The following is a 26,873-nucleotide window of genomic DNA, read 5'->3' as shown; positions in this document are numbered from 1 at the left end:
AGTAGGTGCTCTTTTTTGATTAAAATTTAAATCTAATGTATGAAAAAAATCTTACAAGGTGGGCATTCTGTGCCTATCAGAAAATGCCTAAAAAGACTACTAATGCTCAAGTTTATTGTTATATTACTGTTATCCTCTACCTTCGGTGCGATAGCCAATGTGTCGAAAGCACAAGGGACTGTATCTTTACGGTATACAGATGTCAGTCTCAAGAATGTACTTATCGCTATTGAACAACAGACCAAGGTTACATTTGTATATCACGACAATTCAATCAATGATATTAGGATTCGAAATTTGGATATATCCAATAAAGATTGGAAAGCATTTTTAATGCCTCTATTGGCATCCGAAAATTTCGATTTGGAGTCCTTAGGAGCGAATCGGGTACTTCTCAAAAAGAAAAATGGTCAAGATAGAATCGTTTCAGGTACCGTCAAGGACGAATACGGTAAGCCGTTGGTTGGTGTTTCTATTAAAGAAAAAGGACGGGACAATGCCACTTCCACAAATTCTGACGGTCAGTACTCCTTTGTCGTTAGTACCCAAGATATAGTGTTGCAGATTAGTTATCTAGGCTATCTTTCACAAGAAATATCGGCAAATACCAATAGCAGGCTCGATGTGATTCTGAAAGAAGATTTGGCTCAATTGGAAGAGGTTGTCGTAGTAGGATACGGTACACAAAGAAAAAAAGATTTGACAGGAGCTGTTTCCAACATTTCTGCAGACAAGTTAAACACACAGAGCAATGTGAATATTGGTCAAGCGATCCAAGGCAAGATAGCCGGCGTAGACGTCGTCTCCCAGGGAGGTGCCCCTGGAGCAGGTAGTCGAATTACTATCCGAGGCATAGGAACGTTGAATAACGTCAATCCTCTGTATATCGTCGATGGGATATATATGAATAATATGGACAATATCAATCCCAACGATGTCGAGAGTATCGATGTTCTTAAGGATGCTTCTTCGGCGGCTATATATGGCTCTCGTGCTGCGAACGGCGTGATAATAGTTACAACAAAATCAGGTACAAAAACGGATGGCGTACCCCAGATTGAAGCTTCAGTAAATACAGGTTTACAGAGCCCTTCCCGTTATATGGAAATGCTAAATGCGGAGGAATGGGCACGTATTACCACACTATCCCGAGCAGCAATAGGAAAGACTCCTCTAGCAATGGCCGAAGAGCTCTCCAGCAAAGAAGATAATGATTGGCAACATATTATGATGGGCAGTGCATTAATGCAAAATTATAATGCGACTATAAAAGGAGGAAGTCAAAACTTTACTTATTATACGAGCGTAGGTTATATGAATCAAGATGGCACCATAAAAGGAACAGAATATAAGCGCTATAACGCACAGTTTAAGACGGATTATACACGTGGGTGGTTCAAAATGGGAAGCAATGTGTTGTTTTCAGCTCAACAGAATAATCCTTTATATGGCTTTGCCCGGGGTGGTTATTTAGGAATCATCTTGCAATCGATCCCTACATTGTCTCAATATGACCCGAGCAATAGTAGAGGAGGGTACGGAAAAGTTTTTGGAGATGCTACAGATATTCCAAATCCACTTGGTATCCTGGATGAAAAGTTAACCAAACGGACTTGGGATGAAAACAAGATCTTCCTTAACTTCTATGCGGAAGTCAAACTACCCTTGGGTTTAAAGTATCGATTTAATGTGACACCCGACTTTTCTTACGCACGTAATACCATTTTTGAAAACGTCTATGATTTTGGATTGAGGAACAATAGTATTTCCAGTTTATCAGATGACAGAACGAATGGGAAAAATCTGTTGGTGGAAAATCTATTAAATTACGAAGCAAATTTTGGAAAGAGCAGGGTTACAGCGATGGTCGGCTATGCCTACCAAAACTTTCAGTCAAGGTATATTATGGCCTCCGGTCGTGGTCTGCCACAAGGTATTTATGAAGTCGGGGCAGCTACACAGGATCGCTTAAATAATGCTTACTCCAATGAAAGTGCGCTAACTTCTATTATCTCCAGAGCATTTTATTCTTATGATGACCGTTATTTATTGACGGCGACCTATCGTAGAGATGGCTCATCTAAATTTAATAAAGATAACCGATACGGTCATTTCCCTTCATTCTCGCTGGGGTGGAACGTGATGCAGGAATCTTTTATGAAAAAAGTACACTTCCTGGATCAAATGAAACTCAGAGGGGGGTATGGTGTGCTTGGCAATCAGGAGATTGCGGACTATATGTATAGCTCTGTTGTGACTTCCAATATCAATTATCCGGATGGAAATGGTGGATTGCTATTAGGAGCATTTCCAAAAGAATTCGCTAATCCGAGTATCCGTTGGGAAGAAACTGCTATGACCAATATCGGAATAGATATGACGATGTTATCGAATAGACTAGGTGTTACTGCAGACTACTATGTAAAGAATACGAAAGATATTTTGCTTACTGTACCTATTCCAATATCAACCGGTGGTGCGAATGATCCTGTTGTAAATGCTGGTAGAATACAGAATAAGGGTGTCGAATTTTCTTTGAATTGGAATGAACGTCCATCCGAACATTTTAGTTATGGTATTACCGCTACGGGAAATGTATTGACCAATCGTGTTGTAGCTATGGGAGAAAAAGATCAAATAATCCATGGAGGAACTAACCGGACCAATGTTGCTACTACACGCACTTTGGCGGGATATCCTATTGGAGGTTTCTGGTTGATCCCTACAGCAGGTATTTTTCAGAATGATTCGGAGGTAAGTGCACACTCTTCCAATGGTTCATTAATACAACCAAATGCCAAAGCTGGTGACATTCGATTTGTGGACAGCAATGGAGATGGCAAGATCACCGACGACGATAGAGTGTACATGGGAAGTCCATTGCCATCATCATCATTTGGTCTCAATTTTAATGCAAGTTACCATAGTTTTGATCTGCTATTGGGACTGCAGGCTGTTTTAGGTAATAAAATTTATAATGGCACCCGTCTGGAACTCGAAGGTGTTAATAAAGGTACAAATTATCTCCGTACGGTACTTGATTATTGGACACCAGAAAATCCCAATACAACTATACCAAGACTGGTGTGGGATGATCCAAATCAGAATTCACGGCCACAATCGGATCGTTATTTAGAGAAAGGTGACTTTTTTCGGTTACGTAATGTACAGGTAGGTTACACGCTACCAGCCTCGTTATTCAGAGAGCGTATAAAAAAACTACGTTTGTATACGAGTATAGAAAATCCTTGGACGATAACAGGTTATTCTGGATTTACCCCCGATATTGATGGAGGAGGTAGTGTTACTTCGCGGGGTTTTGACAACTTCGTTTATCCAATCAATCGCATTTTTATGTTTGGTGCACATCTTTCATTTTAATAGATTAGTCATGAAATTATATAAATATTTTACCATAGCAACCATTTCAGCTTTACTCTTTTCGTGCGAAAGCAAGCTTGATTTGGTCAATCCCAATAGCGTCACTATTGAAACCTTTTGGAAGACTGAAGCCGATTTTAGTCTAGCGATAAATTCGTGTTATACACCGTTGAAGAACTGGAATGGTGGATACTATGGGACGCGGGGTTTAATGACCCGTATATCCAGAGCAGATGATATCGAATTTAGAAATGATATTAATGAGATTTATGCTATGCATCGTTTTACTAATGATGCATATAATGCTGTAGCTCAAAATATATTCTATCAGTTTTACAACGCTATATATCGAGCAAACTCGGTATTACAGGAAATAGAAGGGAAGGGCTTTTCTGATGATTTTGTGGCCAATATACGCGCTGAAGCCCTGTTTATCCGTGGCATGTATTACTTTCAATTGGCAAAGGAATTTGGCGATGTCCCTATCCGGATGAATGCATCACAGGAACCAGCGACTTTTCCTAAAGAAAAATCTCCCCAATCGGACGTCTACAACCAGTCTGTAAACGATTTTAAAGCAGCAGCAGATCTGTTGCCGTTGAAAAATACCAAAGGCAAACCTACTAAGGGGACTGCCTATGCTTATTTAGGCAAAGTATATGTTTATATGAAAAAGTGGGAAGAAGCACGACAAACCTTACTCCCTTTGACCAAAGCGCCTTACACCTATAGACTGGTAGAAGATTATGCTTGGAATTTTGATGAAGAGCATGAAAATAATGAGGAAAGTATATTTGAGATATTGTACGAGCCTGTAGGTGGTTCAGATATATGGGATAATGGAGAAACGGCAAATTCGGCACAATCGACAACCATAGCCGTAGAATATGCAGCAGGTAGTGTGGGAGGTTGGTTTGAAGCTCAGCCTACCCAAAAAATGATGGATATATTCTGGAAAGAGAAACGCGTTGATGGGACTTATGATTATCGGGCACTAGTCTCTGTTGCCTGGGATTATCCAGGTTGTATGTATTATCAAAAGCCAATACAAGATGTTCTCAATGCTGCGGAGTTAAAACAGTATTGGATTCTAAAATCACAGAATTCCAAGACACGGACCCAAGAGGTGGAATCAGAACCCTCTTTTATTAACGAACGGGCTATGCGCTATGCTGACGTCATATTGTTGCTTGCTGAGACTGAAATCGAGTTAAAAGACGCCTCTGCCGCAGTCGGGTATATTGATCAGGTACGCATGCGCGGTGGTAATCTTCCCCCTTATGGTGGTGATAAAGATCTCGTATCTCTTAAACACGAATTAGTCCATCAGCGTGCCATTGAGTTTTTCAAAGAAGGTGAGCGTTTCTATGATTTGCGGAGATGGGGGCTTTTGGAGCAGGAATTAAAAGCACAGAATCCGCTGCGGTTTGCAAACTTTGATCAGCGTCACTATTACCTGCCTCTCCCAGCTAAAGAGATACAGACGAATCCGTTAATAAAAGAGAATAATAAGGGCTGGTAGATATCAAAATAGATGTATAGTATGTTAAAAACTGATTTGAAAATTATAGTATTAGTATTTTTTCTTTTCGTGGTTGATCAGTTGGCTTTTGCACAAGAGCACAGCGAAAAGGAGCTTCCAGAACTGAACGATCCAAAAGTACGGAACCGGCTGTCTTGGGACTTAGTGAAGCCAGACATAGGGGTCGGATTCGGTTCAGTCAATACACATTATGAGAAATCTTCTGCACCATCAATTGCGGATCTTCAGCCTACTTGGGAGAAGAGAGCATGGAAGGGGGAGCGTATACATACACAGCTTGTATTGTATAGTAAAAAAAGCTTGAGTAATGTAGAACTACAGGTCAGTGATTTAAAGAGGAAAGATTCCAATAAAAAGATCGGCAATAACAATATAAAAGCAAATTTTGTGCGTTATGTGATGACGAGTGATCTGGGAGATCTAAAGCAAGGCTGTGATATCAGGATCAAATTGGATTCTTCATTGCGGGCCGATATCATTGATGATGCAGCCGTTTACAATATCGCTGATTCGACGACACGACCAATATGGCTTAGCATTAATATCTCCAGAGATACAGAAGCTGGAGTCTACAGAGGGGCATTAATAGTCAAAGCTACAGGTTATAAACAAAGGCTTCCTTTTGAAATTACCGTTTTAGAGCATATATTGCCAGATAGCAAAAAATGGAGTTTTCATTTAGACCTATGGCAAAATCCATATAGCGATGCCCGTGTGGCTGGGGTTAAACTTTGGTCAAAAGCACATTTTGATGTTATGAAGCCTGTTTACGAACGTCTGGCTTCAGCAGGACAGAAAGTTATCACCAGTACGTTGATCCATGACCCTTGGAAATCTCAAACCTACGATGTCTATGGTGGAATGATTAAATGGATAAAACAGAAAGATGGAAACTGGAGATATGATTTCGATGTATTCGATCGCTGGGTTGAATTTATGATTTCGCTTGGAATTGACAAACAGATAAACGCCTATGGTATGATACCCTGGACACTTGAGTTTACCTATTATGATGAGGCTACAAGAGAGAATAAACTGTTTAAAGCCAGTCCAGAATCAATAGAGTATGCTGCGTACTGGAGAAGAATGCTATCTGCCTTTGCGACGCATCTAAAACATAAAGGGTGGTTTGAAAAGACAATGATAGCTATGGATGAACGGCCATCGGCACACATGCAGGCTGCAATTAAAGTTATAAAAGAAGCAGACCCTAATTTTAAAATTTCTATGGCTGGCAATTATCATGAAGAGCTACAGGCATATCTTACAGATTATTGTATATCATCCACAAACCGTATGCCTTTTGATGTGGTCAAAGAGCGCAGAGAAAAAGGATTTATTTCAACTTTTTATACCTCATGTACAGAAATATTTCCTAATACATTTACATCTTCAGAATATGCTGATCTAGCTTGGTTACCTTGGCATGCGTTGTATAATAATTTCGATGGATATTTACGTTGGGACTATAACAATTGGAATGCCAATCCCACACAAGACTCCCGCTACAGCGTATTTCCTGCTGGGGATTGTTTTTTTGTTTACCCTGGTAACCGGACATCTATTCGTTTTGAACGCCTACGTGAAGGTATCCAGGACTTTGAGAAAGTACAAGTATTACGCCATCAATTTGAAAAGAATGGCGATCAGGACAAATTACGAAGGCTACAGCAGATTATTGGTACCTTCAAGATAGAGTCCTTAGATCAAACTAACGCTCATTATTTTGTGGATAAAGCACAACAGGAATTAAATACATTTTAGTTTCAGTTTCAAGTAAGCTTTAAAAATCCCCTTGGTACTTACTAAGGGGATTTTTCATTTGTATGCAGTCTGTAGCTGGAAGATAAGCAAAGCAAAAAAACATTAAATATTAATAAAAGCATAATAATGATTAAATGATGAGTGAACACCATGTGCGTATATTCGGCGCAGTGTACAGCTTCTGTTTAGCTGTCAATTTTATTTTATATTGAAAGACAATAAAAATCAGTAAGAACCGATGGTTTTTGATAATAAAAAAAACGTATCTTGGGTATTATTGTACATTCCAACATACTTAAAAAGTGCTATGAGAATAGGTTTCAAGATTACCAGTGTCATTATATTATTTTGTCTGTGCAATGTTTGCGGACTCGCGCAAAGAAGCTTAAATCTGGATTTCGAACTCAAAAATTATGCTACTTCCTTGCCCAAGCGCTGGTATGCGGGGGGAGAGGGATTCAAGGTCTATATGGATAGTATCGAAAAATATTCAGGCAAGTGGAGTCTAGCTATGGAAAAATTTGGTGATACAAATGGTAAATTCGGTGTATACACAGGCAGACTCCCGATTGAAGTTCTCGTTGGTAAAAATATAGAGTATAAGGGATGGATAAAGACCAATGATGTTAAAAATGGATATGCAGGGCTATGGCTCAGAATAGATGGGGAGAATGGGGCTATGCTTGCACTTGATAATATGAGTAACCGAGGTTTAAAAGGTAATAATAACTGGACTCCGGTATCCATAAAGATGAATGTCGGTCAAGAAGCAAAAAATATAGATTTTGGTGGTTTGTTTACCGGAGAGGGCAGCGTATGGTTTGACCATCTCGAATTGTATATCGATGGTCATAAATTTATAGACATTATAGAACCTGAACCAAAAACTTTTATTAGGCTTGATGAGCTCGCTAAGCTTCAAAAGTATATATACCCCTTACGTACATACGAGCCCGATGGAGGTGATACAAAAGATCTCAAAGTTCTAGACCGCCTCGTGGGCAATAGCAAAGTCGTCGCTTTAGGAGAGGTCACACACGGTTCGAGTGAGATTTTCAAGATGAAAAATCGTATTGTGCAGTATCTGGCGAGGAATAAGGATTTCGATATCTTTTCTATCGAAGCTAATATGCCCGAATCCTATAAGTTGAACGATTATATCGTAAAGGGAGAAGGTGATCCTCGTAAACTTATTGCTGGCATGTATTTCTGGACATGGAATACCGAAGAAGTGTTAAATATGGTCGAATGGATGCACAAGTTTAATCAACCTAAGCAACGGATCACATTCACGGGGTTTGATATGCAGTTTTATGAGGGTGCTCTAAAAGAGATTAGCGAAGCATTCCAACAAAATGAGGGCATAGCCAGTGAAGTCGATGATCTGAAGGTAGAACTCGACAAGATCCGGAATGCTTCACGGCAAAATAAGGGTATGGTTATGATGGGAGATACCGTAAAACAAAAAATCAATAGTATAATCACATCTTTACAGCATGGTATTAACGTGTCATCATTCAAAACTCCGGAAAAAATCTGGTTGCAAAAGAATATAGATATCGTCCAGCAATACCTCGGATTGAATAGCTATTCATGGCGGGACAAATGTATGGCAGATAATGTGTTATGGATAAAAAATCAAAATCCGGAATCAAAAATTGCAATCTGGGCACATAATGGACATATTCAGAAGACCGATCAAAAGCAGGGAGAACATCTGGCAAAACAGCTTGGAGATGACTATGTGACTTTTGGTTTTACATTTTTTGATGGAAGCTTTACAGCGACAGGCAAGAAAGGTCTTACTTCGTATGACGCAGTAGAAGCGTATCCAGGTACACTGGAATACTTGCTTGATCAAGTGAAAGAACCAGTTTTTATTCTCGATCTGAAAAAGATAAAGTTGGATAATAATAAAGAAACAGAATGGTTATTGGAGCAATTGGAGTATAGAAGAACAGGAGCGATGGGTGGGAATACCATAGAGTTTTCAGAAAGTAAAATTTCTGAAGACTTCGATTATCTGATTTTTATAAAGAGTTCATCTCCCTCAAAGCTTTTGACGGAGATCAGTTGGTAAAGTGTGTTTTAAGGCATTTTGAAGGAGCTAAACGCCGATATTTTTATCTGTTCAGATTGGCTGATTTGGCGATAGTCATTTCTGCCGGCCATCATGTAGCGACCATTTTGCAGGAATATCATATGAGAGCTGCTGCCATAGATAGTCATATTAACTGCTTGATCTGCAATTTTCACATAGATCAATTCTTCGACAGGACTTGATTTTCCCATCCATCACAGAAAAACTATAAGTTCGAGTATGGTTTCAAAAACTTAATTATATAAAATTAGTAGCTATTAAGTAGCTCATTCTATTGGTTAAGCAACTGTTATTCAAATAATGAAAATCGGTTTAGTTTAGTCCTTTAGGAGAGTCCATATTAACAAGATGAAATTTTAATTTTCGTGTTTTAGAAATTTATTTTCTAATATTGATTCGGAAATGAAAAACCTAAACTCAATTTCTGATTCGCAGTTGTTGGATATGTTGATTGAATCTGATCAGATGGCCTATACGGAGATTTATTCAAGGTACAGTAAGTCTATCTACGTCTTTGTATTGAGGCGTTTGTCTGATGTTGATGAAAGTCAGGATATTGTGCAAGATATATTTTTGTCATTATGGAATAGACGTAGTACCATTCGTATTAGTGGTACATTATCGAGCTATTTGCTTACGGCCGCAAGGAACAAAATAATTGATACGATTAATAGACAAAAATTAGCGGATCGCTATCTGGATAGTTTTCATCGCTTCCTGAGTAATACGGTAGAAAATACAGATTATCTAATCCGTCATAATGAATTAAATACGCTTATCGAAGACGAAATTTCAAAGTTACCCGCAAAAATGCGTGAAGTATTCGAATTGAGTAGGAAGGCTTCTAAAACGCGTAAGGAAATAGCACTAGAATTGGGAATATCAGAGCAGACAGTCAAAAGTCATATGCAGCATGCCCTGAAAATTCTAAAGAATACCTTGGGACTAAACCAATACGTATTGTTTGTTTTTTTTCTCTGTGAAAAATATTTCAAAAACTTTTAACCCTTCTTTCTTTTTCATTCGACTATATATTCAGACTAGCACAATTCTGAAAGTACTATTATGGATAAAAAGGAAATAAACAAATTATTCGAGCGATATAGTCAGGGACAATGTACTGATGCGGAGAGGCAGTTGGTGGATGAATGGTTGACCTTTGGCGATTTTGCGGAAATACAGCGCACCGATCGTGATATTGATGGAGATCTGAATCGTATAAAGAGTACACTACCTGTATACCGACCTTTATCACGTGTCCGATTGTGGAAGGTTGCTGTTGCAGCGTCACTCATTAGTATCTGCACGTTTGGATTGATCAGGTATTATAATACTGTGCCTTTTGTCGAGCAGAATACCGTTCAGTTGGATGTTTTTCCAAAAGGGGATAACCCTACATTGACATTGGCAAATGGCCAAAAGATAAGTTTGAGTAAATCGCAATCAGCCATCATTATTAAAGCAAGCGAACTTACCTATAGTGATGGAAGTACACTCTCGGATAAACCTGATAAATTATTAAATATCTCAGACAACGATCTTCAAAGCATTGAAACACCTTACGGCAGCCAATATCAGGTTATATTGGATGATGGTACCAAAGTATGGTTGAATGCCGGATCTATCTTACACTTTCCTCAATCTTTCGAGGGAAAGAAAGAACGTGAAGTAACGTTGTCAGGCGAGGGATATTTCGAAGTAGCGAAAAAAAGGAAGCAACCATTCATAGTGCGCGGACGTGATCAAAAGATTGAAGTATTAGGCACCCATTTCAATGTATCCAACTATCCCGAATCTGTAAAGACTAAGACAACCTTAATAGAGGGAGCGGTAAAAGTCAACGTATTACGTTCAAAGGCAACGAGAGTACTACGACCTGGAGAGCAGGCGGTATTGGACGGAGTCGATATAGTGATCCGTGATGTAGATGCAGAGAGTGCGTCGAGCTGGAAGGATGGAATGCTGGATTTCAGAAATGAGATGCTAACTGATATTTTGAGCGAGATAGCGCGGACATATAATATTGAGGTGGACTATGAAGGTAGACTACCTCAAGAGCGTCTTTACGGAAAAATATCTAAAAATAAATCTTTGCAGTCGGCAGTCAAGATTCTAGAATTGTCCAGCGATGCGAAGTTTAAAATTGTTGGTAGAAAGCTTATTGTTTCTTCGAAAAAATAGAGCAGCTTATACCCGCTAAATCTAATGAACAACCACTAACTAATTTTTAAAATCAAAAATAATGAAACACAAGTACATCTTGAGGAGGGGAATTCTATACCCAAAGAGCTATCTCTTCGCATTGATCATGTTTTTTTTTCTAAGCATCCCGGCTATTGCGTTAGCACAACAGCGGGTCCGTATCAAAGAAAAGCAGATCACTATTGAAAGGCTACTAAGCCAGATCGGTAAGCAGACGGGAATGGATTTTGTAATCAATACGAAATTGATTCAGTCTGCACCACGCATTGACGTGGATATCGATAATCTCGATATAAAAGCGGCGTTGCAAACTAGTCTACAAGGACTTCCTTTGGAGTACATTATTACCGATAAAACTGTGGTAATAAGAGAAAAAGTCTCCGTTAACAGACCAAAATCTGACAACAAACAGCAGCGTATAGAAGGGGTGGTCCTTGATACTAAGGGTAAACCTATTATTGGAGCCTCTATATCGGATCCCAAAGGTATAAGTAAATGTCAATGTGATCAAAATGGAAAGTTTGAAATGGTTATGCCTCATAGTTCAAATAGGCTTGTAATCAGTATGATGGGGTATGAAAAATTGGAATACGATATCAAAAATGATGAAGTAATCCAGCGCATTGTATTGAGAGAGGCGAGCAATAGTATAGCTGAAGTAGAGATAACAGTAAAAACAGGCTATTTTGAAAAAAACAAACAGACATTTACGGGGGCTGCTACTTCATTTTCCGGAGATGAATTACGTACGGTGACCAATCAGAATATCCTATCGGCTCTGTCGGTACTGGATCCTTCTTTCAAATTAATGGAAAATAATTTATTAGGTTCTGATCCGAATAGTCTTCCCGAATTCCAAATTAGAGGGTCTTCGAGTATAAGTACAAGTTTGGAAGAGAAGTTTAAAGGTAATCCAAATTTACCTTTGTTTGTATTAGACGGATTCGAAGTGAGTCTCGAAAAGATTTATGATTTGGATCCGCTTCGAATCAATGGTATCACCATACTTAAAGATGCATCTGCTCTGGCTATTTATGGTTCTAGAGGAGCGAATGGTGTTGTAATCGTAAGTACTTATGCCCCGCGACCAGGAAAGTTGAGAGCTACCTATACGGGCAATATGGATTTTGATTTTGCAGACCTTTCGGATTATAACCTATTGCATGCAGCCGATAAGTTGGAATATGAACGTCTTGCTGGTGTATATACGCCAGGTAGCGCTGTATATGTAGGCGAGCGGTATGCGCAGTATTATAACGATCGGCTTAAGATGGTGAAGCAAGGAATAGATACGGATTGGCTTACAAAACCGTTGAAGTCTGTAGGTGTCAACCATAAACATAATGTCAATCTTGAAGGTGGTGATAATACATTTCGTTACAATATCGGGGGATATATGAACCCTTCCTCGGGTATAATGAAGGGCTCGTCGAGAGATAGGACAGGATTAAATATCACGCTCAATTACAATTATAAAGCGTTAAAATTCTCTAATCAATTGACCTACGATCATGTAAAGTCCAAGAACTCTCCTTATGGCGCTTTTAGTACATATGCTTACCTGAATCCGTATTATACACCTTATGGAGATAATGGAGATCTGTTGAAGATACTTTATCGGTTAGAGTCAGTAACTAGTCCTACTGTTGTTATCCCTAATCCGATGTATAATGCCACCATTAACACCAAAGATGAGACAAAGTACGATAACTTTATCAATAATTTTAGAGCGGAATGGGACCTTTCTACTGCTTTTAGGTTTACAGGTTCATTCTCGATAAATAAGAAAACGCAACTGTCTGATATTTTTAAACCTTCGCAGCACACGGATTTTATTAGTAGTGCCGTAAAGGGCAGGTACCAAAAGTCTACAGCTGAGTCAGTACAATATGAAGGTACCCTTGGCTTTGCATATAATAAATTGTTTGCAGAAAAACATATGCTGGTACTAAATGCCAATTACAACATCCGCCAAGCTACCACGGATAGTTATTTAGTGGTAGCGGCAGGGTTTCCCAACGATCTTATGGATCATGTGGGGATGGGCTTAGAATACCTCGAAGGAACTAGACCGCAAGGGAGTGAGAGTACTTCACGGTTGATCGGGGCTCTAGCCAATTTTAATTACAGTTATGATAATCGCTTTCTGGCAGATTTCGCTATACGCTACGATGGCTCGTCTCAGTTTGGCTCAAATAAAAAGTGGGGACAATTCTGGTCCGCTGGATTGGGATGGAATCTTCATAATGAATCCTTTTTGAAAGACAACGAATTGATCAACCTTTTGAAAATAAGAGGTTCAACAGGTATCACGGGGAGTCAGAATTTTTATCCTTATCAAGCACAGCTTACTTACGCCTATAATGCAGACCTTGTCTACGATAACGGGCTGGGGGCAGTAGCCACTGCATATGGTAACCAAGACCTAAAATGGCAGATCACTCAAAAGCGAAATATCGGTGTAGATTTTGAATTACTTAGATCTAGATTGACGGGATATTTTAACTACTATGATGACAATTCGAAAGATGTTCTGATTGATGTTACGATGGCTCCTTCACTAGGGTTTAACACCTACAAGGCTAATCTCGGTGAAGTCGCAAATAAAGGATACGAACTGTCGTTGCGTGGTAAGATAATAAGTGCGCCTTCCAAGCAGTTTTACTGGAACCTTTTTGGTATAGCTGTACGTAATAAAAACTCGCTGCGCAAACTCTCAAACGCATTACAGGCTTATAATGAAAAAGTAGATGGGCAGGAGGGGAATAAGCCTAGCGTACGTTACATCGAAGGACAATCCGTTAATACCATTTGGGTGGTTGAATCATTGGGGATCGATCCGGCTTCCGGACAAGAGGTATTCATTGACAAGACTGGCAAATTGACCAATGTATGGGATGCACAGAACTATAAAGCCTATGGTACAACCGATCCTAAATTAGAAGGCACATTCGGTACGATAGTAGGGATGAAGGGGTTCGAATGTAATGTTTTCTTTAGATATAAATTTGGTGGATACCTATACAATAATACGCTTGTAGACCGTGTGGAAAATGTGAATCCAAATCAAAACGTAGATCAGAGGGTGTTTTTCGATCGTTGGAAGACTGTTGGCGATGTATCCGGTTTTAAAGGTATTACGAATCGCAGCGTGACTAGACCCACTTCGCGTTTTATCGAGAAAGATAATGTGTTGGAACTTAAGTCTGTAAATATCTCTTACAATTTTAAAGCGCATCAATTTGTTAAGAATATTGGAGCACAGTCATTTCGGGTTACAGCCTATTTGAACGATGTATTTAGAGCATCTAGCGTAAAGGTAGAGCGAGGTATAGATTATCCTTTTGCTAGACACTATGCATTAGGTGTACAAGCTACATTCTAACTGATATTGAAAATCAAATTATATACATACGAAATATCCAAGTAGCAGAACTGCACAAACACGAATAGATATACTTTGGATATTCCATTTGACCTTTAAAAGACAAACCGAGCTTGCGAGCTCACGAAGTAATTAAATACATATGAATATTAGAATCTCATTATATATAGTAGCTCTTGCGGCAATGACTATGTCCTGTCAGAAATGGCTAGATGTTAAACCTAAGACAGAAGTGAAAGCAGATGTATTATTTGCTTCTCAAAAGGGCTTTCGGGACGCTCTGCTAGGAGTATATGCATTGAGCACACAAACGAATAGCTACGGCGTAGAACTTACTATGGGAGCCAGTGATGTGCTTGCACAGCAGTATAGTAATGTGCGTACTACGGTAGGACATGTTTATGAAAACCTAGGGAAATTCGCCTATACTGAATCTGCTGAAGAAGCTCGATTCGAGAATATTTGGCGCCAGCAGTACAAAGCTATTGCTAACTGTAATTTGATCCTGGCAAATATTGAATCTAAAAAAGGCTTGTTTACAAGCGGCAATTACGAACTCATTAAGGGAGAAGCACTGGGATTAAGAGCCATGTTACATTTTGATCTGTTGCGGCTGTTTGCTCCATCACCTCTTAGCAATATAGAAGCAAAAGCTATCCCTTACATCGCTGTCTTTGGAAATAGTCCAGTAGCTCCGAAGAGTGTGGGCGAAACCCTGAGCCTTATTCTTGCGGATCTGAATGAAGCGGCATTGTTACTGGAGAAAGTAGACCCTTACGGTCCTGTCTTATCTAATCTGTCTGTAATAGAAGATGATGAAGAGATAAAGGGCAATCGACAGACAAGATTGAACTACTATGCAGTACAGGGACTACTCGCGCGAGTATACCTATACCAAGGTGATAAACCTAAAGCGCTGACGGCAGCTAAGATGGTATTGGCGACAGATTTGTTTCCGATGTTTGAAGGAACTGGAACAGCTGTCCATCAGAAAGATTATATTTTCCCAACAGAACATCTATTTGCTTTGAAAATTAATGATCTGAAAGAGAAGTATGCCGACAAGTACTTTCCGGAAATTACACAATCGAATAGCCCAAGTTCGTTTACCATAACCAATACGGCATTGAATCAACTATTTCCAGCTGGTATCAACACAGATTATAGGTTAAATTGGTTTGATGTGGCCACATCGAACAGTAAGCGTATTACTAAATACAATTTTAATACATTGATTCCTATTCTTAAGAAATCTGAAATTCTCCTTATAGCTGCTGAATCAGAGAACGATCCCCAATTAGCCATTTCTCTATATATGAACGTGTTGCGTTCTCATAGGGGGCTGTCAGCACTAGATGTTACGGCTACCACAGCTACAGAGCTAGCGGCCGAACTGGAAATGGAATATAGAAGGGAGTTTATTTCGGAAGGGCAATTGTTTTTCTATTATAAGCGGTTGAATAAAGCAAAGATACCCCAGCTGTCGGCTTTCCCTGATCCTGATCTGATTTACAATATTCCTATTCCCATGGCGGAGATTGAATTTGGTAACATTATATAATTGATGTAAATATGAAAAATAGATATTACGTATTAACCTGTATAATGGTCGCAGTTGCATTATACGGTTGTAAAGAAAACGAACGACAGCTGTACAGTGAAAAGCCTGCTGTTTATTTTACAAGTTTTTCGGAACAGGATAGCTTGATCCATTCATTGGTAGCGGTAGAGTCTAGAGAAGATACGGTTCACTTGGCTGTGAGTCTTCTCGGTCATGCGATGCCTACTGCACAAAAGTTTAAAATTAGTGTAGACCCCAAATATTCTACAGCTATAGAGGGTGTCCATTATGAAAAGCTCAAAGAAGAATATAATGTAGATCCCAATAAATTCCGTGCTACTGTTCCGTTGATTCTCATCAAAGGGGACCCACAACTGAATACGGGGTTTTTAAAATTGGGATTAATGCTTACAGCTACGAATGACCTTGGAGTAGGCTATCCCAATAAGCTTTATGCGAAAGTTTGGTTTACCAATGAACTGGTCAAACCTATATACTGGGATTCGTTTTTAAAGATATATTATGGAGAATATTCGAAGGTCAAACATCAGAAATGTTTAGATATTCAGGGATTTGATTTTCCCGCGACGATGGCTGAAATACCCTCATCGATGTTCGGTACATTAATGAGTTATGGTAGACTTGTATGCAAATACTTTACAGATAATGTCGTACACGATGAGAATGATAATAGAATTTTACCTTGGCCAGCTTTTTAATAACATAGAAAATATGAAATATCTACATTTATTATGTCTGCTCACATTGTTCGGTAGCTCTTGTGTCAAAGACAACTCTACAGGACGCATACTACCCATAGATGATATATTGATTGAAGGAATTGAAGATACCCTCAGAGTCAGTATGGATGATAATCTGATCATAGATCCAAAAGTGACCTCTAAGATGGAAAAAACAGAGGAGGATCTCGATTTTGTATGGTACAGTTATACAAATACGTCTCAGTTTGTCGCAGATACCTTGGGAAAGAATCGAAAATTGCAGGTTGCTGTTGCCATGTCTCCAGGCACATATGATCTTGTGCTACGTGTCACCGATAGGTCGACAGGTATATTCTATAAGTATAATAGCAAGCTACAGGTTGTAAACGATTTTACAACAGGTATCATGATACTTGCAGAAACAGGCGGAAAGTCTATGGTCCACTTCCTAAATACGGTATCTGGCAAATTTATTGAAGATGCCTATGGCAAAGGTAATGAGGGAGCAGTCGCAGGAAGTAATCCGGTCAGTATAACATACAATCCCCAAAATTTTTCATTCCCTGCGGAGGTTTTGATTTTAAATAAAGACCTAGATGGAGGCGTTGTGATCAATCCCGTTACTTTTAAAAAGGACCGCGTCTTACGGAATTCTTTTTTGACACCATGGCAGGGGAGTGATATTATTCAGTCGCAAGGATATGTTGGACGTGGTGGTGGACTTCAGGATTACATAATTATAGATGGACAACTACACAATCGTTCGGTTAATGCTGGCGATATCAAGTTTAAGCCGGGTCTTTTGGGAGATTACTATCTGAGTACAATGTACTTTAATGAAGGAGCTAGCCGTTCTGGATTTTACGACAACAAAAATATGCGCTTCCTGTGTCATAATAATACATCAGGCTCTCTAAATCAATATCTATCTGGTTCCACAATAGATATCATCGATCCTAATAAGGTAAATCTTAAACTAATTTATAGTGGTACGGTATCTAGCAATGAGTATTTCGGCTTATTTGAGGATCCTAGTGGTCAAAATAGATGGCTGCTTCGGTTTGCTATGAACAGTCTATCCCAGAGCTTTACGGCAAAGGAAAAGTTTATTGTTACCGCTGCGGATATAATGAACGCCGAGAAATATGCATCATCTTCAGCTTTGCAGAACTACCTCTTTTATAGTATAGGCAATGCTATCTATGTGTATAATATCGTTAGTAAAAGTGGAGGCAAAATACTTGATCTAGGTAGTAATATTCAGATCGACTTTATGGAAATGAATGGCGTAGAATTGAAAGTCGGTTTTAGGGATCACACAAAAACTACGCTTAAAGGTGGATTCGCCACCTATGGTATATCTACTCTTGGTGGAATTAATGCACAACGCACGCGTTTGAAAGAGGGAATTTGCGATAGAATAGTGGATTTGACAGATAAGAAATAAAAAAATGAAGAAAATAGTATTAAGTATAATAGTACTGATTAGTCTATTTAGTTTAGGATATACCCAAGGGATTAATTTTCAGAAACTGACTTATGAGGAGGCTATGGATATAGCTAGAAAAGAGAGAAAAAATATCTTCGTAGATATCTATACGACTTGGTGTGGTCCTTGTAAACAAATGGCGGCACAGGTTTTTTCGGATAAAGAGGTTGGCGATTTTATGAACAATCGTTTTGTGAGTATGAAACTCGATGCAGAAAATGAGGCGAGCCATGGCTTATTTAAAAAATACAAAGCCCAAGGCTATCCTACCTTTTTCTGGCTTACTGCAGACGGCGAGTTGATGGATGTCCAGGTGGGATTCAAGCCAAAACTGGAGTTTATACAGCTTTCCGAAAAGGCTATAGCCTCGAATCTTGGTGTGAAAAGGGCAGCCTTAGAAAAAAGATGGAATGCAGGAGAACGTTCTTACCAGTTGGTGACAGAGTATGTATATGGTATATTGGGAAAGGTCGATGGAGATAAGGTAAAGCCCGCTATTGAATCGTATCTGGCGTCGTTGAGTAAGGAGGAAATTAGCAAACCGGAAAACAGCAAAATCATAGCAGGTTTCATGTCTAGAGAATGGCATGGAGATATGTTCAGATATATTGTAGGCAATATACAATCCATCGAATCTGCGATAGGGTATCTCGATACAAAAATCATGCTTTATCGAATGTACATTCGCAGTAGCAATGCGGCTTTGGCCTCTGGGGATAAAACTGCGGCTATGGCTCATCGGCAATTCTTAGAATCACAGACTTTTCCAGATAAAGAGATGTATATGGATATTCTTGATGCTGAAACGGAGTTACACCAGGAAAACTACAGTAAAGGAGTAAACGGTTTCGATAGTATTTTAAAACGGTATGGGAAAGAACATCCTTACCTATATCGAGAGTTTTCATATTCTTTGGTGTCTTCGGGGGCACTTATGGCAAAGCAGTGGAACACACAAGAGAATAAAACTCTTCAGGAAATAGGTAGTATGGCTTTTGAACTCAATCCGTCACAAGAGACATTGATCTATTTAGCAGCAGTATATGCTGCAGGAGGTGATTACAAAAAAGCTTATGAAAATGCAGCGGCGATGCAATTCTACAAAAAGCCAGCATTACCTGGGATACTATTTGCTAAAGACCTTGGCGTATCTACAACAGTTAAAACACCGTATTCAGAGCAATCTGGCTTAGCCGATATGCGTGCAAAACTGGAAGCAAAAAAGTGATAATAAATCTAAAAAAGCCCAGTAATGGGCTTTTTTAGATTTATTATTTTAGGAAGCGACCTATTGTCGATCTGTATACAGTTCCAATTCGTAAGGATCCCTCTTAACTCCTCGGTATCCACTATGTTCTAGGAATGTGGATTTCGATTTCTTGTTATACACCTGTTTTTTTTAGAAATTTGGATATGGCACTATTGATTACCTTGGAAAATGTCCACAAGCTTTATGATATTGACCGATCCCGTAAAATGGAAGGGCTGGTCATTCTACGGCAATCAAATGATTCTGACCAAAAGTATACCAGCCATAGCCGTTTGTTTGACGGTTTATTGCTAGCCATTATGGTAAAGGGTACGATGAGAGCTCGCATCCATTTTTTAGAGTACACGATTAGTGTTGGGGATATAGCTGTATTACAGCCTCAGTTAATGATTGAGACAGAAGAACTGAGTGAGGATGCCGAGATAATAACCATTGGGCTTTCGTTAGACTTCCTGACCAATTTTCCCGTTCTGCGCGATTTTGTTATGAATGATCAGATGCGATGGCAGCCTATTGTCAAACTTGATCCGGATGAAATAAATCTACAGATAGGATTGGTAGATTTATTGCAGGCATTTTATGATAAGAAGCAAAGTCATCAAAAAACAGCAATGCTACAGCACCTGGTCGCCGTTCTGATGTGCATGATTTCTGAGAAATATACCCGCTCCGGCAATAAAGACAGTCGAGTCAAAAATCGAACACACGAACTTATCGATGAATTTTACTCCCTGCTGTCACGATATGCACATCAGGAGCGGAGCGTAACGTTCTACGCCGAAAAGTTAAATCTCACTCCCCAATACCTCACCACCTTCCTAAAGCAGAATACAGGTCGATCCGTCCTTCAATGGGTCGATCAAATGACCGTTCTTCATGCAAAAACTATGCTCAAATCAACGAACTTATCGATCAAGCAAATAAGTGGCGAGCTCCATTTTGGAGATACAAGTTTATTCTGTAGGTTTTTTAAGCGGTTGACAGGAGTGTCTCCCACAAGTTATAGAAACAATATGTAGTAGATAGGAGCCTTGCAACAGCGGTAAAATGTAAGAGTATCTTACAAATTGGATGAAAGTCCCAAGATATAGAAAAAAAGAGCGTTCAGATGCTGTTTACTTTTACAGCATGAAAACAAAATCAACAAAAGCTACCATTGGCTTTATATTTATTACGCTATTAATAGATATCACGGGCTGGGGTATCATACTACCTGTCGTTCCCAAGCTCATTAAAGAATTAATTCACGGCGACATCAGTGAGGCGGCTACGTATGGGGGCTGGCTGGCGTTTGTGTACGCGTTTACACAGTTTATATGCTCACCGATTGTCGGTAATCTTAGTGATCAATATGGACGGCGCCCCATTATTCTTATTTCCCTCTTCGGCTTTGCAATAGATTATATCTTTTTGGCCTTCGCACCTTCAATCGGTTGGTTGTTTCTGGGAAGGGTCATTGCCGGAGTGACCGGAGCCAGTATGTCGACGGCCAGCGCGTACATTGCTGATATATCGACTGATGAAAACAGGACCAAGAATTTTGGAATGATAGGGGCTGCATTGGGACTGGGCTTTATAATCGGGCCAGTGATAGGAGGGGGGCTGGGGCACTACGGTGCACGGGTTCCCTTCTACACGGCAGCCGTATTGTGCTTTTTAAACTTCCTGTATGGATACTTCGTTCTGCCAGAAAGCCTGAGTCCAGAGCGTCGTCGATCGTTTGAATGGAAGCGGGCCAATCCTATCGGTTCGTTCAAGTTTTTAACAAGACATCCCCAGATCACCGGTTTGGTCACGGCGTTATTTCTCACTTATATCGGATTGCATGCGGTGCAGAGCAATTGGCATTTTTTTACCATGTACCAATTCGGTTGGACCGAGCGGACTGTAGGACTGTCTCTTGGGCTACTCGGGCTATGTTTAGGCTTGGTACAGGGCGTATTGATTCGTTGGACGATACCTCGATTGGGCGAACAGCGAAGTATCTATTATGGGCTATCATTTTATGCCGTAGGCTTGCTATTATTTGCCTTTGCAGGACAGGGATGGATGATGTTTATATTTCTTCTTCCCTATAGCCTAGGAGGGATATGCGGTCCTGCCCTTCAGTCCGTCATTACGAAGAATGTCCCTGCTAATGAACAGGGAGAACTACAGGGAGCTTTAACAAGCTTGGCAAGTGCCACTGCTATTATTGGCCCGCCGATTATGACCCATCTCTTCTATTATTTTACACAGGGCAATGCCCCTTTTATATTTGCAGGAGCACCATTTTTATTGGCTTTTATCCTCATAGCGATTAGTGTGACTATTGTTGTTTATTTATTTCGACGCATATAGCCACTTTTTATATTTATGGTTCATACAATGTCCGCAGGGACGATAATTAGCGCTCAGTGCTTCCTGTTCCGATGCAAAGAATACCCTGTTTTTCCTTTTCATCCGTTTACCGGAAGCACAGCTTAATGTACCGTAAATTTTCAGTTTATTGTTGCCCGCCCAGCACACTTTTCCTTTTCGGATTTTTGCCCTCAGTTCCCTGTCAGCAATCTCATGGTGTCGAATCATCTGTTAACTTATTTAACTTTCTAACGCCTAGTTACTCATTAACTCCTGCCGTCAAATTACATCAATGCGTTTTTTGGGTTCAGGATAATGGCTTTGGATTGCGCCCTGTCTATGTTTTGTAATATACTGCAAATGTCTGAAAACGTCGATAGGCCTACAATCCGAAACTTGCTATATTTTCATCTCTAGAAAAGCCTTGCCCCAGATGTCTTACAATTTAGCCGAGGTCAATCCCCTGTTTACCGATAAATCGAGCCGGTATACCTAAACTACGTTCACTTACCTCAAGACTTGTTCTATCTTCAGGTCTGATTATGGAAGCTCATTGAGCAACCAAGCTAATTAATTGCAACAGATAATAAAAATGTAATGTCAGTAAGGATACAGGTTGTTTTATTTGCAGTTATTTCTATTTTCATATTTTCAGATTTGTATGCATCAGATGGCATGCTTGCTGGAAAATCGAATTCAGAGAGAATTGATCCACATAATTTTGAAGGTATAGTCGTCGATAATTCGAGGAGACCGATATCCTATGCTTCTATACGGATTACAATGGGCGATTCTACCCTAAGTACATTGGTATGTGACGATCAGGGGCGATTTAAATTTAAAGTAAATGACGAGCTTGAACGTCTATCTATCGAGATCTCCAGTCTAGGGTATATTACCCGATGTGTAGCCTTACGTTCAATGACTCCTTCTTCTGGCTTCGAAGTCGTTCTAGAAAAAGACAATACTGTTTTAGAGACTGTCCATGTCCAATCCGCAAAACCTCAGTATGTCCGGTTAGTAGATCGTATGGTCGTCAACATCGATGGTACCCTATTAGGCACAGGTCTATCTTCGTTAGAGCTTCTACAAAGGACGCCTGGTCTCTGGGTAGATGCTAGTGGCAATATCACCATGAGAGGCAGTCAGTCTGTTGTCGTGATGATAGGGGATATCGTACTGAGAATGTCTTCATTTGAACTGTCCGAATATCTCCGTTCTATTCCCTCCGAAAATATAAACAAGATAGAAGTAATCGCCAACCCAGGCGCTGAGTACGAAGCCGAAGGTACGGGAAGTATAGTCCGAATAATTCTTAAGAAAGGCGTTAATGAGGGATATAAGATTATCTTGGCAAGCAGGTACATGCAGCAGGGAAAAGATCCCTTTTATAATGGCGGCAGCATGTTTGATTATAATCGTGGTAAGTTTAAAATCTCCGGTGCTCTAGGTTATAAAATCGATAAACAGCGACATGTTGCTAACTATCACAATTTTTATGCAGATGCTTCGGAATATTGGAGCGATACCAGACGTTTCAAAGAAAATACGGGATATAATGCACGGATAACAACCAACTATGAGCTCAATGATCGACAGAGCTTGGGCTTACAGTCTATTCTGCTAACCTCCCATTCTGATCAAAAGTTCTATACCGATAATGAACACCGACAGGAAAACGATACGGTTTTTAAAAAGACAGAAAATAACTGGATCAACAAAGGTACCATGTCGAATACGACTTTAAATTACACCTTACTGTTAGATACCTTGTCGTCAACTTTTAAACTAATAGCAGACCATCTGTACCACGATAATAAAGAATCAAATGACTATCAGCTGCGCGCGCTATCGTCCTCTGGAGTTCAGCGATACCAGAATCTTTCCCCCAGCAGGACCAATATATATAGCTTCCAGACCGATCTCAACAAACAATATCTGTCAGGATTTAAATTTTCCGTGGGAATGAAATACGTCGGTACCCGAAGAAACAATACCGTGATCCGGAACAACTATCTGAATAATGAGTGGGAACAAGATGCTGCTTATAGCAATAATTTTATTTATGACGAGGATTTATTGATGGGATATACGTCATTCAACAGAAATATAAAGGACTTTTCCATTAAAGCAGGGATAAGAGCCGAGCAGACCTTTATTGATGGGCTTTCAACAACCAGTTTGGAAAAGGTGAACCAACAATATCTCAATTTCTTTCCGTCTATTTATTTGACACAGGCATGGAAAGGGACAGGAAGCACGATCCATCTGAATTATGGGAAGCGAATCCGAAGACCCTCTTTCAAGGATATCAATCCCTATACGCTGCAGATCGATGATTTTGTGGTGCTCCAGGGCAATGCCTTGCTGAAGCCGGAGTTTATACACAAACTCGAAGCAGGCCTATCATTTAAGAAAGGAATAGTCGTCGATTTATTCTACTCCAATACTGAGAATAGCATTGTCCAGTCGGTAGAGGCTATGGATAGTAAACTGTTGAAATATCAGCCGATCAATTTTAATAACAAGCAAGACTATGGTATTACAGCATTTATTCCGCAGCGTATCAATAAACAGTGGAGCATACAGAGCAATTTTTCCTTTTTCAACTCGGAGTATATCCATAAAGATATGAAGCGGTCACAACCTGTTTTTGAAGGTCGCTTAAACCATATTCTAAAGTTCAGCAAACTGTTCGATGCCACCTGCGCTCTTTCTTATCGCACAGTATCTTATAGAGGCAATACCCGATATGCAGATCAGTTTTACACCGGCGTAGTCCTATCTCGATCGTTTTTTAAGGATAAAGGTCGGATTATTTTTCAGGTAGATGATATTTTCAATACCCAAAGAGAGCGTGAGTTTACAGCTACCGAGGGGACAATGATCAATTTTTATCAAAAACGTCCCACCAGAACCTTCAATGTTTCTTTTACCTACATGATTTCGAGAGGTAAGAAAAGTGAAGAGAAGAAGATACATCAATCCAATGAAGACGAAAGGCAACGGGTTAATTGAAAATAGAGCTCGCTAAAAAAGTATCTTTCGTAGGGAAACGACTCCAACAAAAAAGTTGAAGGCAAAATCCTGGCTCAGTCTCTGCAATGGTTGCTAAAATCAAAAATATTTTCTTACTTCGCCTAGGACCAACTTCTTGAATCAATGCACGACCTATCCAATGTACACGAACAGGATCTTTTACTGCAATTGCGGATGGGGAATAAGACTGCATTCGAAGAATTGTACAACCGTTATAAGATGCGGCTCACGGGAAATCTCCTCCGTATGCTGAAATCACCACAATTAGTCGAAGATGTGATCCACGACATCTTTCTCGGAATCTGGGAGAACCGTACTAATATCGATCCTCAGCAATCGATCAAGCCTTATCTCTTCACAAGCGCAGCAAATAGAGCAAAGAATATCTTTAGAAAAGCATCAACTGAACAGATCTTTAGGGAGTACCTACTTCCGAGATGGGAAGAAACCTATACACATGTCGAAGAAGTACTTTTAAAACAGGAGGATACATTATTGCTCGATGACCTTCTCAGTAACTTGCCGCCGCAACAGCGTACCGTATACAGGATGTGCAGGCTAGAAGGCAAAAGCTATAAAGAAGTAGCATCCCTTCTCAATATTAGTGAAACTACTGTAAATGCGCATATCAGTAAGGCCAACAAAACATTAAGAGATTTTATGAAAAACAACCCCGGATTTCTTTGCATCGCCTTTGGTGCAATGGTTTTACTTTCTGTTTAGCTCTTTATAGCTTAAAAATATTCACCTTATTTTCAGTAAGTTGTGTTTTTGTTAATGTTCGGTATACATGCTTTCTTCTACTAGCGTGTATCAGCTAATAAAGAGAGCTAAGTTATGAAAGAATCTATTGATATATTATTTCAGCGATACCTTGATGGCACATATACGGTCCAGGATCTGGACGTTTTACTGCAATATTTCAAATTGGATGAACCCGACGCTGCATTCGAACAAAGAATTCTTGCGGAACTAAAGCGGGATATTGACTTAGAGCGAGAAACAGCGGTAAGGCGCTTAGCAGATGATATCGGAGCACGTCTACTGGAAAAGATAAAAGATCCTTATCGCATTCGACGCGGTCAGTGGATCGGTCGTGTGGCTGCTGCCGTGTTGCTATTCGGATTGATGGGGATTGGTATATTTTATTATAACCAACGTGACAAGGCCGAAAACACGACCACGATGTCGAGTAAATACGGGGATGAAGTCTTACCGGGAGGAATGCATGCCAGTGTTACGAGTGATGATGGATCGGAGGTCGTTTTGGATGAAAATTATTCTGGAATTATCGTGGGAGAAGATTTGATTTACAAGGACGGTACTTCCGTCGGCGTTAGGCCCACCAAACATGCAACTTTGAAGACTCCACGAGGCGGACAATACCAGCTGACCCTAGCGGATGGTACTTCGGTGTGGCTTAATGCTGCCTCTTCTCTGAAATACCCAACTTCCTTCGGGAATGCAGAGCGCGTTGTTGAACTGGATGGCGAAGCTTATTTTGAAGTCACACATCAACCTGACAAGCCCTTTGTGGTTGTTTCTCAGGGACAACGCGTCAAAGTATTAGGAACCACATTCAATATCAGTACCTACAAAGAAAATAGATCTACGATCACGACGCTTATTCATGGCCGTGTAGAGGTAGAAAACACCAAATCCGAGCAAAAGCAGATTCTCAAGCCCGGACAGCAGACTTTGATTTCTTCGGAAGCGATGAAAATAATCACCATAGACGATGTCGCTGATTACGCGGCTTGGAAAGATGGGTATTATATCCGTACAGGTGTGAAACTGGAAGAAGTCCTACCCGAACTGGAGAGATGGTATGATGTACAATTCGAACTGAAAGAGCTTCCTCCTCTACGAGCCTATGTCGCGCTGAGCCGAAATGCAAAATTATCTGAGGTGCTCGATGCGCTGACATTAAACTATGGTGTGAAATTTAAGGTTGACGGAAGGAGGGTAGTCATCATGTAAAGAGCCTTTGTAAATGTGGAGGTAAAAAAATGCCGGAAGAGCTTGCAACAGTTCCGGCGGTTGCCAGACCACAAATCAGCATGTTCAGTCATCTAA

At 39.9% G+C, this 26,873-nt stretch carries 18 protein-coding genes; 16 read left to right on the top strand and 2 right to left on the bottom strand.

What is annotated here, in order from left to right; translation table 11 throughout:
* Positions 1–39 precede the first annotated feature (39 nt).
* From JKG61_RS09750 to JKG61_RS09735, 4 genes are all read left to right on the top strand, one after another.
* Positions 40–3,381 (top strand): SusC/RagA family TonB-linked outer membrane protein, encoded by a 3,342-nt coding sequence (locus JKG61_RS09750; RefSeq protein WP_202102781.1) that lies wholly within the window; start codon positions 40–42, stop codon positions 3,379–3,381.
* A 10-nt stretch (positions 3,382–3,391) separates the two neighbouring features.
* The gene (locus JKG61_RS09745) at positions 3,392–4,903 is read left to right on the top strand and encodes a RagB/SusD family nutrient uptake outer membrane protein (RefSeq protein WP_202102780.1); all 1,512 of its coding nucleotides are present in this window, start codon (positions 3,392–3,394) and stop codon (positions 4,901–4,903) included.
* 21 nt (positions 4,904–4,924) lie between these two features.
* Positions 4,925–6,688: a DUF4091 domain-containing protein gene (locus tag JKG61_RS09740; protein WP_202102779.1), complete on the top strand. Its 1,764-nt coding sequence runs from the start codon at positions 4,925–4,927 to the stop codon at positions 6,686–6,688.
* 307 nt (positions 6,689–6,995) lie between these two features.
* Complete coding sequence (locus JKG61_RS09735) at positions 6,996–8,768, top strand: erythromycin esterase family protein (RefSeq protein WP_202102778.1); 1,773 nt, start codon at positions 6,996–6,998, stop codon at positions 8,766–8,768.
* Between the two features lie 8 nt (positions 8,769–8,776).
* Here JKG61_RS09735 and JKG61_RS09730 read toward each other — a convergent pair whose 3' ends face one another.
* The gene (locus tag JKG61_RS09730; protein WP_202102777.1) at positions 8,777–8,980 is read right to left on the bottom strand and encodes a hypothetical protein; all 204 of its coding nucleotides are present in this window, start codon (positions 8,978–8,980) and stop codon (positions 8,777–8,779) included.
* A 211-nt stretch (positions 8,981–9,191) separates the two neighbouring features.
* On the opposite strand from JKG61_RS09730, the gene JKG61_RS09725 reads away from it, so the two are divergent.
* The 9 genes from JKG61_RS09725 to JKG61_RS09685 all read left to right on the top strand — a co-directional run bounded on the left by JKG61_RS09725 (position 9,192) and on the right by JKG61_RS09685 (position 21,758).
* Positions 9,192–9,794: an RNA polymerase sigma factor gene (locus JKG61_RS09725; protein WP_202102776.1), complete on the top strand. Its 603-nt coding sequence runs from the start codon at positions 9,192–9,194 to the stop codon at positions 9,792–9,794.
* A 60-nt stretch (positions 9,795–9,854) separates the two neighbouring features.
* Positions 9,855–10,970, top strand: a complete 1,116-nt coding sequence (locus tag JKG61_RS09720) for a FecR family protein (protein WP_202102775.1) — start codon at positions 9,855–9,857, stop codon at positions 10,968–10,970.
* Positions 10,971–11,031: 61 nt separating this feature from the next.
* Positions 11,032–14,376 (top strand): SusC/RagA family TonB-linked outer membrane protein, encoded by a 3,345-nt coding sequence (locus JKG61_RS09715; protein ID WP_202102774.1) that lies wholly within the window; start codon positions 11,032–11,034, stop codon positions 14,374–14,376.
* 142 nt (positions 14,377–14,518) lie between these two features.
* Complete coding sequence (locus JKG61_RS09710; protein ID WP_202102773.1) at positions 14,519–15,937, top strand: RagB/SusD family nutrient uptake outer membrane protein; 1,419 nt, start codon at positions 14,519–14,521, stop codon at positions 15,935–15,937.
* A gap of 11 nt (positions 15,938–15,948) precedes the next feature.
* Complete coding sequence (locus JKG61_RS09705; protein WP_202102772.1) at positions 15,949–16,656, top strand: DUF4843 domain-containing protein; 708 nt, start codon at positions 15,949–15,951, stop codon at positions 16,654–16,656.
* A gap of 13 nt (positions 16,657–16,669) precedes the next feature.
* Positions 16,670–18,106 carry a PKD-like family lipoprotein gene (locus tag JKG61_RS09700; RefSeq protein WP_202102771.1) on the top strand — a complete coding sequence of 479 codons (1,437 nt, stop codon included), beginning with the start codon at positions 16,670–16,672 and terminating at the stop codon, positions 18,104–18,106.
* 4 nt (positions 18,107–18,110) lie between these two features.
* On the top strand, positions 18,111–19,376 hold the full coding sequence (locus tag JKG61_RS09695; protein ID WP_202102770.1) for a thioredoxin family protein: 1,266 nt from the start codon (positions 18,111–18,113) through the stop codon (positions 19,374–19,376).
* Between the two features lie 185 nt (positions 19,377–19,561).
* A complete protein-coding gene (locus JKG61_RS09690) occupies positions 19,562–20,437 on the top strand; it encodes a helix-turn-helix domain-containing protein (protein WP_202102769.1) in 876 nt (291 codons plus the stop codon).
* A 109-nt stretch (positions 20,438–20,546) separates the two neighbouring features.
* The gene (locus tag JKG61_RS09685; protein WP_202102768.1) at positions 20,547–21,758 is read left to right on the top strand and encodes a TCR/Tet family MFS transporter; all 1,212 of its coding nucleotides are present in this window, start codon (positions 20,547–20,549) and stop codon (positions 21,756–21,758) included.
* On the opposite strand, the gene JKG61_RS09680 is transcribed toward JKG61_RS09685, so the two are convergent.
* Positions 21,741–21,986, bottom strand: a complete 246-nt coding sequence (locus tag JKG61_RS09680; RefSeq protein ID WP_202102767.1) for an Ada metal-binding domain-containing protein — start codon at positions 21,984–21,986, stop codon at positions 21,741–21,743. The genes JKG61_RS09685 and JKG61_RS09680 overlap by 18 nt on opposite strands.
* A 369-nt stretch (positions 21,987–22,355) precedes the next feature.
* On the opposite strand from JKG61_RS09680, the gene JKG61_RS09675 reads away from it, so the two are divergent.
* From JKG61_RS09675 to JKG61_RS09665, 3 genes are all read left to right on the top strand, one after another.
* Complete coding sequence (locus JKG61_RS09675; protein WP_202102766.1) at positions 22,356–24,776, top strand: outer membrane beta-barrel family protein; 2,421 nt, start codon at positions 22,356–22,358, stop codon at positions 24,774–24,776.
* 144 nt (positions 24,777–24,920) lie between these two features.
* A complete protein-coding gene (locus JKG61_RS09670) occupies positions 24,921–25,520 on the top strand; it encodes an RNA polymerase sigma factor (RefSeq protein ID WP_202102765.1) in 600 nt (199 codons plus the stop codon).
* A 114-nt stretch (positions 25,521–25,634) separates the two neighbouring features.
* Positions 25,635–26,777: a FecR family protein gene (locus tag JKG61_RS09665; protein ID WP_202102764.1), complete on the top strand. Its 1,143-nt coding sequence runs from the start codon at positions 25,635–25,637 to the stop codon at positions 26,775–26,777.
* The last annotated feature ends 96 nt before the right edge of the window (positions 26,778–26,873 follow it).

The organism is Sphingobacterium faecale, from assembly GCF_016746095.1.
GTDB classification, from domain to species: domain Bacteria; phylum Bacteroidota; class Bacteroidia; order Sphingobacteriales; family Sphingobacteriaceae; genus Sphingobacterium; species Sphingobacterium faecale.
The sequence above is the reverse complement of the archived record's forward strand: the minus strand, read 5'-3'. Positions and strand labels throughout refer to the sequence as shown.